The sequence below is a fragment of the Novosphingobium sp. AAP83 genome, from assembly GCF_001295795.1.
GTDB lineage: Bacteria > Pseudomonadota > Alphaproteobacteria > Sphingomonadales > Sphingomonadaceae > Novosphingobium.
In genome coordinates, this window is sequence record NZ_LJHY01000061.1 from 1 (window position 1) to 13,063 (window position 13,063).

Genomic DNA, 13,063 nt, shown 5'->3' on the forward strand with positions numbered 1-13,063 from the left:
TCGAGCTTGATTCCCTCCGCACCGATCTGGGAGCGATCAATCAGCGAGGCCTGCGCGGCGGCATTGCCGGCGCTGCGCATCGCTCGCCCGGCGGCGAGAAGGATGGTGTTGTCGCGCGCGTCCTTGGGCAGGTCGGCCCACATATTGGCGGCGATGCCTGCAATCTTGCCCGGCTCAACTTCGATGGTCGCAGGTTTGAGGACGGCAAAGGCTTGGGCGACATCGCCCTGTTCGAGCGCGCGGTTGATGGCCTGCATCTGCTGGGTCTGCGCGCGCAGGTTCTCGGTGATCTCGCTTTTGCCCAAATCCTGCCGCTGTAATTGCGCGAACGGCTTGCCTGCCTCGATGGCAGGTAACTGCTTGATGTCACCGGAGAGCACCAGCTTGCCCACGTCCATCTGGTTGGCGAGGGTGATCAGCCGCGCGAGCCTGTCCGTGCCGATCTGACTTGCCTCATCTACCATCACCAGCGCACCGGACAACTCTGCCCTAGCCGCTGCCACCTTATCCGCGCTGGCACTGCCGTCCAAAACCCGCGCGTACCGAGCCAAAAACGCATCCACGGTCGATGCCGGACTGGCCGTCTTCTCCCCAAACTCCCGCGCTATCCGGCCCACGTGGGATAGCGCCACCACCTGCCGCCCTTCCTCCCGCGCAATGGCTGCAACCGGAGCCAGCGCCGCCGACTTCCCCACACCCGCGCCGCCCTGAACCAGATGCACGCGGTCCTTGGAGGTGAGGATCGCGACGCCAGCTTGCTCTTGCCCGGCATTGAGGCGACGAAGTCCGATGGCCCGCGCTTGCTCCTGCAGCCGCGCAACGATGCCATCCTTGTCCGCAATGGGCTGAACACTGTCCTTGCCCACCTGCGCCAGGGTGATGACTTTGGTCTCCAAGGTCAGCGCCTGCTCGGTGGTCAGCATGCGGTCACGATCCGCCGGGCCGCTGCCGACCAGCAGTCCCCGCTCCTGCAACACATCGATCCGCGCCTCGATCATGTCGACCGTGACCGGGCCCTGCCGTTCGAGAGCAGTGCGGATCAGATCGTTGCGGGAGAAGGCTGCCTCGCGCTCGCCAAGTTCCCGCGCTGCCGAGGCTACCGCCTGGGCGGCTGCAAAGGCCTTGGGCTCAAGGCGCCCGAGGCGTTCGGGCACCAGCGGATCGGAATCGCGCGGGGTCAGGCCCATGGCACTGGCAATTGCCATCCCGCGCTCGCCGATGCTGCGAATGCCGTCGACGACCCGCGACCAGACCGTCTGCTCACCCGCTGCGCGGGCCATGGCATGTTCGATGAGGCGCGCTGGATCAAAGCCGATAGCGCGGGCGGTCTCCGTCCATGCCACGACCTGTCGCGCTGCATCGGGCTCCAGTTCCTTCCCGCGCCGTGTCGATAGCGCCGCCAGTTCGCGCTCCCGGGCGCTGCCTCTGTCTTCCTTGGCCAGCTCGGCGAGGATTTCGGCGCGGCGGGTGGAGAAGGCTTCGACCGCCTCCCGCGTCACACCCTTGATCTCGAAGGCACCGTCGATGGAGTTGCGGGCAGGCACGGTCTCATAGCCCAAGGCTTCGATACGGCTGCGCAGCTCGGCATTGTGGACTGCCGACAATACGTGCTGCGCGCGGTAGAGCTCGTCATTGCGCACCGCATGCCATTTGCCATCCGAGGCCTTGGTCGCGTTGGCGACGACCGCATGGATGTGAAGCTGCGGCTCGCCGTTCCTGTTTACGTCATGCAGGAAAGTGGCTGCGATGAGGTTGCCGGTGCGTTCGGGCACCTGCCGTCCGAGCGCCGCATCCCATACCCGCGCTTCGACAACGTTCTTCTCGGCCCAGCGCAATGTCGCGGCCACGGAGTCCTTCAACGCCTCGACCAGACGCTTGTCGCCGCCGAGCATCGCGACCAACGACACGGACTTCGACGCCGAGAAGGTGAGGTCAACGCCGGGGCGGTGGACCCCGTCCTTCCCGGCAATCACCGACCCGTCGGGAAGCCTGCCCTCGAGCACGGCGGCAAAGGTCTGTTCCTCGACCTTGCCAACAAGCCCCAATTCGTCCGCGCCCTTGCCGAACCAGGCACTGGCATCCTGCGTCTGATCGGCGGTGTAGTAGTTGTCGGCTGCATAATACTCGGCCGCCGATCCCGCCGACGCGACAGAAGCGAGCGTAATCATCGCCGGTCCTCATGGGCAATGACGCGCAAGCCAAGATCGCGCTCCTGCTCTGGGACCCGGCAATCGGTGACACCGTACTTGCGGGCGATCAGCCGACACATTTTCGCGGGGTGGTCGATCAGCTTGGCTGACTGCCAGACCGACCAGCCATCGAACTGGGTAGGCAGGATTGTTGCAATGAGCGCGCCGATAAAGAGCGCCAAACCTCCGCATGCCGACAGAAATTTGAGCGACAGAAAACGGTTGTCGCCGAGGTAGATGGATCTCATCTGCCGCGGTTCGCTGGCCAGCTTTATTGACCGATCAAGCTGGGCGGAAATCTTCGCCAAGTGCGGCTCGAGCAGCCCTAGCAGCTTGGGCTCCAGCGCATCGAAGGCTGACATCAGCTCACCAGTCTGCGTCATGAACGGCGAGAGGCCGGCTTCATCCAGCTCGCGAAGCTCGACAATCAGCTTCTGCAGGGCGATGCGATTGGCTTCCTCGCCGCCGTTCCACTTCTCGGTCAGCTTGCCAAGCATCCGCGCATTGTCCGCTTGTGCCCGGTCCAGCTCCATCACCAGCTCCCGCAACTGGTGCACCAGCCCGCTGACGGTCGCATCGAGCTTGGGCGCAGCTTCGGTCTGGAAGGTCGGCCGACCGGCATCGTGCGCCTCAATCAGCTCCTGGATCGCCTTGCGCAAAAGCTCGGGCCGGCTGAGCGATTTTGCCTGCGCAACCCTGTCGAGAGCGGCAAGGACGCGGTCCTCTACGGCAACATTGACCTGCGCCATCAGACCCTCCCCCGAATTGCGAGAAGATCGATGGGCCTAGAAGCTAAGTGGCTGATATAGGCTCGTTCTAGAAGACCTTGCTGCTGCGCGCCACAGCTTTGGAGTGCTTTTTGGGCGCCCCTAGAAACGCGTCTAGGGCATAGAATGGCTGATTTCTGCGGGTTTGCGCCCCCCTTGCCACCGCTCGAATTCAGCGTGGAGTGTGTACTTCTATATGCGCTGCTTCGAGACTGGTGGCCTGAATGTGGGGTGTCATGACGTGGTTTGGCATTTCCTGCAGGGTGCCACCGGCTGAACAGCCGGAAAGCGATTATCGCGTTCTGCACGGGGTTCATGTGACGTCTCCGCCGAATATGTTGGGGTTTCCGGCCCAGTCAAAATCCAGGCCTGACATCTGGGTTAGTGGAGGCTCAGCCTCCTGGTTCAGTTCGGAGCAAAATCGCTGGTAGAGGCCGTAGCTGAGCCGCTCGAACGGTGCCGCATTCGCAATCGTCTGGACTATTGGCAGGAGGTCATCACCGGTGGGTGCCCCATGGAGTGACCCCAGAATGCCCGCTCTCTCGTAGGCCTGAAGGACGAAGTCACAGAAGGCGGCCCCGTCCAGCCTCGCCAGCATGCCGGCAATGACCCGGGCGTCTGGAGTGATACAATGCTGCTCGACCAGTTGCCTGACCGGATCGTGCCAATGGTCGAAATGGCCGACCCAGCTTTCCAGCCACGCAGGCCAAAGGAGCTGGCCGTCAGGAACTGGAAGTTGTTCGCGGACCTCGGCGGCACTGAGATCGTAAAACTCCCCGAACACAGCTGGCAGGGCAGCGAAGATCGGCTGCGGATCAATGTCGCGCATCAGGATCGCGGCGGCATGGCGCCAGCTCAAAACGGTGTCCCGCCCGGGCTTGTAGGACGGCCACCAGATGTTGCCCGCCGCCAGCGCCTCCCACAGGCTTGTGGCTCGCGTTTCTGTCATAGCTGCACCTCCCCGGAGAGCTTCGCCAAGGCCGACAGACATGCACCTGCAAAGCTTTGGCCGGTTCTTGGGGCTGACAGCTCTGGTTCGAACTGACGGTCCGGCAAGCTCCCTTCTGGATAGCCCTTGGCAGCCTTGATCATCGGCAACAGGCTGGAGGCGTTCCGCAACAGCCCGCTCAAGCATTTCCTGCCTGACCGCGCTCGGTAGCGGTGATCGCTTGGCAATCGGGCGTTGCGGTCGATGACGAGGACGCAAAGCGCCGCGCGCTCGCGCCCCAGCCTTCCGCACGCCTAAGCCCAGGCTGGCTGCGAGACATTGTGCCAACGGCAGGCGATTGCTGACGCGTCGACAATTTCTGGCCAGCCCGGTGCCCGGTTGGACGGGAGGAGGCTTCGATAGTCTGTGCTCGCAAGGCTTGCAGCCAATGCTGGGGAGACCTCGTCTGACCGGTCAACGCCAGTCACGCGCTTACGGTTTTTGGACGAGTCTTTGACAAGTATATTGGGTGCGAAGATTTCTTCCGTCCGGTGGGAAGATTTCGTGTCACCGGAGGGAAGTTCTGGCTGCACCAACAGCGCCTCGAGCATGGCCTTCAGGGCTTCCAGCTTCTCGGCAGAGCTGATGCGGGACACGCGCCCCCGGGGCAGAATACGCTCTGCTTCCTCGATCAATGCAGCCGCTTGCGTCGCTCGGATCTCGCGGCCGAGCATGACAATCTCGTGCCGCAATGAAGTAACCGCCCGCTCGTGCAGTTCCATCGCCTCAAGCCGAGCCTTCCACCGGGCATAGCCATCGATGAGCGGACTTAGGCTGATCCCTGCAAGGCTGACGATGACGCCATCACGGCGCTGACCTGTGCGGCGCGCATGGGGAACATGGCTCCGCTCGATGAACCCGCCGCGTTCGAGCTCGGCCTCAGCGTTGTGCAGGACCTTCGTTGAGATGCGCAGCGTCTGAGCCGTGGTTTGCGGTTGCTCCCACACCCCGCAAATCTTGCCGCGCTCAAAGTCGGACGATCGGCAGCTGAGGATGTAGTGCTTCAAAACCCGCACTGCGGTCGCCGAGAGGTATTCCTCCCGGCAAGTCCCGGGCGCGATCTTCTCGATCAGGTCAGCAAGACTGAAATGGGTGACGCCGGGTGGAAGCCCGTTGTGTGCCAAGGAGATGCTCATGAAGCACCTCCGGCAAGGATTGCCCTTGCGCCCGATTCTCCAGTCGCGTAAATGAGAGAAATAGCCGAACCGCTATAGATATCGCCGCCGCGAAGGGTGCCAGCCCTTCCGGCGGTTTTTCGTTCCTGGTCTGGCGGCCTGCCTACTGGCTTCGTCGCGCGCCAATTCCGATCAGACATGCACGTTTTCAGAGGGCTCAAAGTGCCCGCTCGTACAAATCGCGTACAGCCCCCCTCGTACAGTAGGCTGTTTCTACAACCAAAACAGCTAACTATCTGATTTGGCTGGCTCCCTTCACACGGGTGGGGTCGCAGGTTCAATCCCTGCCGCGCCCACCATCTTTTCAATGACTTAGAAGAGATGATCGTTTTTTCCATGAGAAAAACATGGAAAACATAGGTGAACTTGCGTGAACAATCGCGGTGCTTTTTCAGACCGTTGTCTCGCGATCTTTGGCTGCCTGAGAGGCGCGTCAGCAGTTTGTCATTGCCGGAAAACCAGCCGTCGGACGGCAAACGCGATTCTATTGGCTACAATCGGCGAGGCTCCGTCGTCTGTCATTCTCCGAAAACGACCGTGCGGTTTCCGTTAAAGAACACGCGATTTTCAAGATGCGCCTTCACCGCGCGGGCCAATACGCGACGCTCTACATCGCGGCCTTTGGCAACAAGTTCCTCCGGCATGGCCCGATGCGATATGGCTTCCACATCCTGTGCGATGATTGGGCCTTCATCGAGATCGGCGGTAACATAGTGACCTGTCGCCCCGATCATCTTTACGCCACGTTCAAATGCCTGATGGTATGGCTTAGCCCCTTTGAAGCCAGGCAGAAAGCTGTGATGGATATTGATGCAACGTCCAGATAGAAATTTCGCCATATCATCGGACAATATCTGCATATATCGCGCCAGAACAACCAATTCGGCACCGCTATCGGTGATAATCCGCTTCACTTCGGCTTCTTGGGCCGCCTTCGTTTCGCGGGTGATCGGGCAGTGATGGAACGGAATGCCATCTAGCATCCGGGGGTGATCACCGTCGCGCGAATGGTTCGATACGATTCCGACCACATCCATTGCGATTTCACCGATGCGCTTGCGATAGAGCAGATCGACAAGGCAATGGTCAAACTTGGAGACCAGGATCAGCACTTTTGGTACAATGGCCGTGTCGCGCAGTCTCCAGTCCATTCCGTATTGCAACGCTACCGGCGCGAGACCTTCGCGCAGACTTTCCAATTCGGAATCGACCGGATCGAAAACGATACGCATGAAAAAGCGCCGATTCGAAAGGTCGTCAAACTGTTCGGCTTCAAGAATGTTGCAACCCGCCGCGGCAAGGTTTCCGGTTACTGCAGCAACGATGCCGGGCTGATCGGCGCACGAAAGGCTGAGAATCCAAGCTCGCTTCATGCTGCGAGACCTTTGTTATGGGGGTAGGTGGATATCCAGTCGGCGGTCGCGCCAAGGCTCCCGAACGGAAAGAAGTGAAGCGCAAGGTTATCCGAGCGCTCAGCGATCAGGCCCTGTTCCAGTTCGGATACAAGACGATCCGGCCCGGCAAGGCCGATCAATTTGCCCAATGAAATGCCATACTTTTTGAGCACTGACGTTGTCGCACCAACCCCGCAGAATGCCGCGTAACGCAGCAGACGGCGGACCCCGGCCGGTCCGGGAACGCCCAATCGAACCGGGATGGAAATGCCCCGTTCACGCAGGCTGAAATGCCAGTCCAGCAAGGCCTGAGCATCGAAAGAAAACTGGGTTACAAGCGTGCTTGCCATTCCGCGCGCGCCAATTTCATCAACTTTCCGGTCCATGAACGAAGCCAGACGGTTGGCGTCCATGATGGGATGCCCTTCAGGGTGGCCGGCAATACCGACGGATTCGATGCCGTTGCTTTCAAACACACCGGTTCGCAGCATCGACAGCGTGTCCTCGAACGGGCCGTCCGGTCGGACAGGATCACCTGCAACAAGGAACACGCGTTTGACACCCGCATACTGCGCGCATCGCTCCACCATGTCAGACAATTCGGCCGCGCTACGCATGCGGCGCGCCGAAATATGCGGAATAGGCTCAAACCCAAGCGAGCGAACATGGCATGCAGCGGCAATGCGGCTTTCCATGTCCTCGTTCGGCAGAAACGCTACTGCGATCTGCGTCCCTGGCAAAATCCGGCCCGCAGCATTGTCCAGTTCGGGGCGTTCTTTTGCCGTCATTTCCAGTGAATAGTCGTTCAAAATGGACACGTGGCTCTCCAACTCCAAGTGTTCCCACCGGAGTGCAGGGTAATTCCGGTGATCCACGCACGCACGCTTGCAAAGCGCGATGAAACCGTGTCGTGTCAGGATCGCTGCGTGACGTGGACGATCAGCCCTTGCGATACTCGCTGCGCGCGTGATCATTGAACGGCGATGCCGCTACGATCGCCCGGATGCGCTTGAAGCCGAAGTCTGCTTGTGGATCATGGCCCGCGCCCGGGTGCTCACCGATCACGATTTCAACTTCCGTTCCGGGCGTTGCGTGCGCATTGTTGATCAGCCCCAGCGAAAGCAGGTTGTCCAGCGGGCCGATCATTCCGGTTTGAAAGGTCAAGCCGACCATTTCGCCGCCCGCCTCTACGCGGTAACGAGCATAATTGTTGAAATAGTCGATATCGCCCAACGCTTCACGCACCTGCGCCTGATCGTAGACAAATGTCACGCGCTGGCGCAGCGTGTTGTCTTTTGCTGCTAACAATGCATCGCGACCATAAAAGTCATGGTTGAAGGCGATCGATTTTCCATATCCCAATTCGAACGGAGAAACGTAATAGTCCTCGATATTGGGCGAAAAGAAGCTACCGTGCAGAGGCTTCTGCCCTTCGTACGAAAAGACGCTCAGCCATTCGCGGTAAGCTTGAAGCTCGGGATCGGTAAAGATGCCGGGCGTCGGCGTAGGGATCCAGCCGCTTTCGATTCCATTGGTGTAATATGCCTTCCCGCCGACATGAACGATACCGAACTCCTCCCCGGCTTTGAGCATGGCTGCCTTGATATGGTCAGAGTCTTCCCAGCGCCCGATGAATTCGTAACCCGGCATGCCTGCCATGCCATGTCGGAAGGCACGGAAGTGTCGACCATCCAGTTCAACGGGCGTGGAATGGAAGAACTTCGTCTTGGGCAGCGGTCCGCCAAACAGCTTTTCTGTCAAGGCAAGAGCAAGGGGACCCTGAAGCTGGAAACGAAAGACCTTCGGATCACCCTGCTTGCGCAGCCCTGAATCGGGATCGACAGTCAATTCGACATCATAGCGACCTTTTTCCGCGTGGTAGCGCAGCCACGTCTGCGATGCGGGCACGCCGCTCAGGTTATAGCGCTCCTCGCCATCGCGCATGATGATTCCGTCGGTCACAATGCGGCCTTGGCGCGTGACCGGCACGAACTGCTTGGCCTGCCCGATCACAAAATTGTCATAGTTGTTGGCGCTGTAGTCCATCAGCAATCGAAGCGTATCGGGGCCTTCCAACCACAGATCCCACATGTGATGCGACAAGTCGCTGAGCGCGACGGCTTCGCGCCATGCAAGCTGCTCGGTTCGCCAGCCAGTGTATTCCGGCGCAATCACCGGCACTTGCCATGCAGCGGCATTCGGCTTCCATACCAGGTTAACCGGCGAACCGGCTTCATCGATGGCGGCTTGCAGGCTTTTCGGCGAATTCATGGCGTGCATCTCCAGATTCTCATCCAATGGCGTTGGAATCGGGATAGGGCCATTACTGTCGCTGATAGAGAGGCAATCCTGCAATCATTTAGTGCAGAATGCGCAACAATCCGTTAGCCCCCTTTTCGAAACCAGTCATCGAGCCAATTGATGAATGCACGGGTACGGCGCGGCATCTGGCCTCCAGGGGCCGAAGCCACATAGAGGGGGCGCTTTGCAATTTTCTCTTCTGGAAGGATCGACACGACCTTGCTGTCGTTAAGGAAGCGGGCCGCGACGGTCTGCGGCACCAAGGCGATACCGAGGCCGGCAGTGGCCGCGCTGCAAAGCGCAAACACGCTATTGGTCGTGCAGCGTACGTTGTCACGCGCTGAAACCTTCAGCCCGCTGGCAAACACCCAGTCCGCCTCGCCCGATTTGACCAACAGATCGTGGGCAAGCAGGCCTTCGGGCGCTGCAGGCATGCCACGCCGCACAATGTAATCATGCGACGCGATCAGGCAAAAATCGATCTCCCCGATCTTCTTCACCTTGATCGCAGAGTCGCGAAGAGCATTGGGCTGGATGCACAGATCGTATCCCTGCTCAAGGAAGGCATGGGGATTGGACGACGGCTCTTCAAAATGGACCCGGATACGCACGTCAGGATGCGCGACACAGAAACTGGCGGCAGCTTCCGAAAAACCGAAGCTTCCCAGCCAGATCGGGCAAAGAATGGCGATCACGCCGCGCACCTGGTTGCGGCTTGCTGCAATTTCCTCTTCACCCGCAGCGATTTCGGCAAGGACACGTGCACATAGCGCCATGTAGTCATAGCCAACCGGCGTAAGCTTTACCGCGCGTGTCGTGCGGTGAAGCAGCCGCGCACCGGCATGTCTTTCCAAGTCTGCAACGTGCCGCGAAACCAGCGTGCGGGACATCCCCAACTCCTCAGCTGCCGCGCTGAAGCTGGACAGGCGGGACACGGCAAGGAAACTCTTCATTGTCAACAACCGATCCATGGAAACATCACTACATCATCGTCCGTGCTGACGCCACGTGCCATCAGGTCACCGATCGTTTTCCAATCGCACAAGGTAGGATTTGAATGGGCAAACCCCTGCTGTCGTGCCTTAAAGCTTCAGCAGGGAGAGCAGCGTGACATCGCAGGCAGTGCATTTCTACATCGGAACGCAGGGCGACGGTCCCGGGCAGGGAATATTTCACGCCTCGCTCGACCCCGAAACCGGCGCGATGCAACTGCTAGGGCTTGCCGCACAAGTACGGCGGCCCACTTGGCTCGAAGCTGTCCCTGCGCGCGGACTGGTGTTTGCAGTGAGCGAAATTGGCAACAAGGGCGAATGTGCCGGCGAAGTGTTCAGCTTTGCCTATGACAGCGCCAAGGTCCCACTTACGCAGATCGGACACCAATCCGCCCATGGCGGAGGCACCACGCACTTGTGCATCGACAGCACGGGCGAGGCTTTGTTCACTGCAAATTTCGGCGGTGGACAAGCCACACGGATGGCCATCGCAGCAGACGGAAAGCTGGGCCCGGGCACCTTGTCAGCGCCTCATGCCGGTTCAGGACCCCACCCTCGCCAGAACAGACCCCATCCCCATGGCGTCACGCTTAGCCCGGACGGCATGTTCCTGCTGGTACCCGACATGGGCAACGACTGCATTTGCATCCATGCACTTTCACCAAATGGATTTGCCGATGCGCCTGTGACGGAACATTCCCTTCCCGCAGGGTCCGGGCCAAGGCTGACACTGTTCGATAAGGGCGGCCGCTGGCTCTATCTGTTGAGCGAGCTTTCTGCAGAAATCTTCGTTCTTGAATGGAACGGCACCACCGGGACACTCCGCGATCTGGCGCGCGTGGCGCTAGACCAGCCCGATGCTGAAGGCGGAGCAAGCGCTGCGGCATTCGTGATGTCCGGCGATGGCCGCTATCTCTATGCATCTAATCGGCGCAGCAACACGGTCTGTGTTTTTAAGATCGACGAGCAAACTGGGTTGCCATCGCTCGTCCAGTCAATTGCCTGTGGTGGTGAACGTCCATGGGGGGCGGCAATCTCGGCAGACCAACGCTGGTTGCTTGTGGCCAATCAGGCCAGCGATACCGTCAATGCGTTCAGGCGGTCGCCAGAGAGCGGCATACTTGAGTCCGTCTGCGCCGCACCTATTCATGTCCCCGCCCCAACCCACATCGCTTTTGCGGACGGTTGACAGTATGACAGGTGAAGTATAAAAAGATATATCTTAGAGATGTCTTAAATTGGCGTTAATTAAAGCAGATCTGGTATTTGCGCTGACAGCCATCCTCCCAAGGGAGGAAACCGCCGTGGTATCGAGTTCGAATAGGAGAGTATGACATGACGCAGAATGCAGGACAGCAGAGCGCTGCCGGTTCGGGCACGGCCGAAAAGAAGGGCGTGTTCCTGATGAACCGCATCGGGCCATCCAATTCGTCATTGTGGGTCGCCGACGCGCTGACGGGTGAAGAACGCCCGCTGCTTGACGCGCCGCGATTCGACTATCATGGTTCGATCTCGCACGATGGACAGTGGGTTTCGTTCACATCCGAACGCAACGGCGATGGCAACGCCGACATTTTCCGCTGCCGCATCGATGGCAGCGACCTTCAGCCGGTGGTCGAAACGCCGTCGGTCGAGGACGTTCTGGTCATCTCGCCAGATGGTACCAAGGGTGCCTTTGTCTCTACAGCCAACGGCTATGTCGCTAACATCTGGGTGGTGAACCTTGCCAGCGGTGAACGCACCCAACTCACCTTTGGTGAGGCCAAGAACGCTGCCAGCCTGCACGACAGCCCCGAAGGCAGCTTCCGCCCCGCATGGTCGCCTGATGGCGAATGGATCGCCTTTGCATCGGATCGTGACACCGACTGGTACGGCCATTCCGACGGGCACGGTTGGGAACACACGCAGGAACTCGGCATATGGGTCATGCGCGCCGATGGGAGTGACCAGCGCCGGGTCATGCACCAGAAAGACTGGACATACGGCTCGCCCAAATGGTCACCCGACGGGACGCGTCTGGTGTTCTATTCAATGCACCGCGAACACACTTGGGGCTCGCGCCGCCCCGAATGGATCGGGCGGGTAAAATCCGAAATCGTCTCGGTCGAGGCATTCACCGGCGAGAATTTGATCCAGCACACCGATGGCCCTGATCTGAAATTGTGTCCGCAGTTCCATCCGAACGGCAAGGACGTGTTCTACTACATCAAGGCAGGCGGCGGAGCGTCCGGCAACATGCGCGGCACCGATCAGGCGTGGATCCAGTCCGACGTTCCGACCGGGCTGTACTGCACTGACGGACGCGAACCGATCCTTCGCCAGTTGCGCTCACCATGCTGGTCGGCAGACGGCACAACAGTCGTTTACGAAAAGGTGGATTTCAAATTTCGTGGTCAAGGTGACGCCCTGTTCAGCTGGGATGCCGAGTGGGACTATCGCAACACCGACGTGTACCCTGTGCTTTCACGTCAGGGGCGTGTGGCAATCACCGAAAAGCAACAGGGCTGCTCATCTATCGTCACCTGCAAACCTGACGGTACGGACAAGTTCCTTGTTTTCGATGCTTCGAAAGCCGGCCTTGATCCGTTGCAGAATAAGAAGGGCCTCGCAGGCGCGTTCCAGCCTGCTTGGTCGCCCGATGGCGAATGGCTTGCCTTCGGGATCGGGCCGTGGTTCGATGCCCGCTCCACCGGCAAGGCAAAAATCATGCGCGCCCGTTCTGATGGCTCGTTCTCCGAAGAGCTGACCGATGGTTCCACGCACGCCGGGTTCCCCAGCTATTCCGCAGACGGCCGCCATGTCGTTTACCGGCAATGGGAAAAGGACAACTGGGGTCTGCGCATCATCGATGTCGAAACACGCGAAATCCGCGTGCTGACCACCGAGATCGACAACATGCCAAGCTGGTCGCCTGATGGTGAGCGCATCGTCTTCACCCGCCAGTTCGGCCCGGCGCATTATCACGTCTGCACAATCCGCCCGGATGGAAGCGACTTCCAACAACTGACCGAAACCCGTGCAAGCGACGGGCACGGCGTGTGGATGTATGACGGACGCATAGGATACTCCACCGGTCTTTATGGTTTCCGCGACGAAGCAGCCATTTATGACTTCACGTTCCAGCCCTATGGCCAGATCATGATGATGGATGCAGATGGCTCGAACAAGCGGCTGGTATCCGATAGTCTCTGGGAGGATTCCATGCCGTGCTATGTGCCCAAGGAATTCCTCTGACGTTCTAAATCTTGCAGGACCGG

At 59.7% G+C, this 13,063-nt stretch carries 10 protein-coding genes; 2 read left to right on the forward strand and 8 right to left on the reverse strand.

The features are described from left to right. From mobF to IP81_RS17990, 8 genes are all read right to left on the reverse strand, one after another. On the reverse strand, positions 1-2,168 hold a 2,168-nt coding region (mobF, locus tag IP81_RS17955; RefSeq protein ID WP_054109380.1), incomplete at its 3' end, for a MobF family relaxase. Next, positions 2,165-2,938 (reverse strand): hypothetical protein, encoded by a 774-nt coding sequence (locus tag IP81_RS17960; RefSeq protein ID WP_054109381.1) that lies wholly within the window; start codon positions 2,936-2,938, stop codon positions 2,165-2,167. The genes mobF and IP81_RS17960, both read right to left, overlap by 4 nt. Before the next feature lie 331 nt (positions 2,939-3,269). Next, positions 3,270-3,905 (reverse strand): hypothetical protein, encoded by a 636-nt coding sequence (locus tag IP81_RS17965; protein WP_157573338.1) that lies wholly within the window; start codon positions 3,903-3,905, stop codon positions 3,270-3,272. Positions 3,906-4,198: 293 nt separating this feature from the next. Continuing rightward, a complete protein-coding gene (locus IP81_RS17970) occupies positions 4,199-5,080 on the reverse strand; it encodes a helix-turn-helix domain-containing protein (protein WP_054109383.1) in 882 nt (293 codons plus the stop codon). A 557-nt stretch (positions 5,081-5,637) separates the two neighbouring features. Then, on the reverse strand, positions 5,638-6,492 hold the full coding sequence (purU, locus tag IP81_RS17975; RefSeq protein ID WP_054109384.1) for a formyltetrahydrofolate deformylase: 855 nt from the start codon (positions 6,490-6,492) through the stop codon (positions 5,638-5,640). Continuing rightward, entirely contained in the window at positions 6,489-7,331 is an 843-nt protein-coding gene (locus IP81_RS17980; protein WP_231627120.1) for a methylenetetrahydrofolate reductase, read from the reverse strand. Before IP81_RS17980 ends, purU begins: the two co-directional genes overlap by 4 nt. 121 nt (positions 7,332-7,452) lie before the next feature. After that, complete coding sequence (locus tag IP81_RS17985) at positions 7,453-8,784, reverse strand: aminomethyltransferase family protein (RefSeq protein ID WP_054109405.1); 1,332 nt, start codon at positions 8,782-8,784, stop codon at positions 7,453-7,455. Between the two features lie 113 nt (positions 8,785-8,897). After that, entirely contained in the window at positions 8,898-9,767 is an 870-nt protein-coding gene (locus IP81_RS17990; protein WP_231627123.1) for a LysR family transcriptional regulator, read from the reverse strand. Positions 9,768-9,921: 154 nt separating this feature from the next. Between IP81_RS17990 and IP81_RS17995 the strand changes: the two genes are divergently transcribed. After that, complete coding sequence (locus IP81_RS17995) at positions 9,922-10,995, forward strand: lactonase family protein (RefSeq protein WP_054109387.1); 1,074 nt, start codon at positions 9,922-9,924, stop codon at positions 10,993-10,995. A 146-nt stretch (positions 10,996-11,141) separates the two neighbouring features. Further along, positions 11,142-13,040 carry a PD40 domain-containing protein gene (locus IP81_RS18000; protein ID WP_054109388.1) on the forward strand — a complete coding sequence of 633 codons (1,899 nt, stop codon included), beginning with the start codon at positions 11,142-11,144 and terminating at the stop codon, positions 13,038-13,040. Positions 13,041-13,063 lie beyond the last annotated feature (23 nt).

Excerpts from the sequence above, each read along its gene's own strand:
- IP81_RS17960 (WP_054109381.1), bottom strand. The coding sequence starts at position 2,938 with ATGGCGCAGGTCAATGTTGCCGTAGAGGACCGCGTCCTTGCCGCTCTC.
- IP81_RS17965 (WP_157573338.1), bottom strand. The coding sequence starts at position 3,905 with ATGACAGAAACGCGAGCCACAAGCCTGTGGGAGGCGCTGGCGGCGGGC.
- IP81_RS17970 (WP_054109383.1), bottom strand. The coding sequence starts at position 5,080 with ATGAGCATCTCCTTGGCACACAACGGGCTTCCACCCGGCGTCACCCAT.
- purU (WP_054109384.1), bottom strand. The coding sequence starts at position 6,492 with ATGAAGCGAGCTTGGATTCTCAGCCTTTCGTGCGCCGATCAGCCCGGC.
- IP81_RS17985 (WP_054109405.1), bottom strand. The coding sequence starts at position 8,784 with ATGAATTCGCCGAAAAGCCTGCAAGCCGCCATCGATGAAGCCGGTTCG.
- IP81_RS17990 (WP_231627123.1), bottom strand. The coding sequence starts at position 9,767 with ATGAAGAGTTTCCTTGCCGTGTCCCGCCTGTCCAGCTTCAGCGCGGCA.
- IP81_RS18000 (WP_054109388.1), top strand. The coding sequence starts at position 11,142 with ATGACGCAGAATGCAGGACAGCAGAGCGCTGCCGGTTCGGGCACGGCC.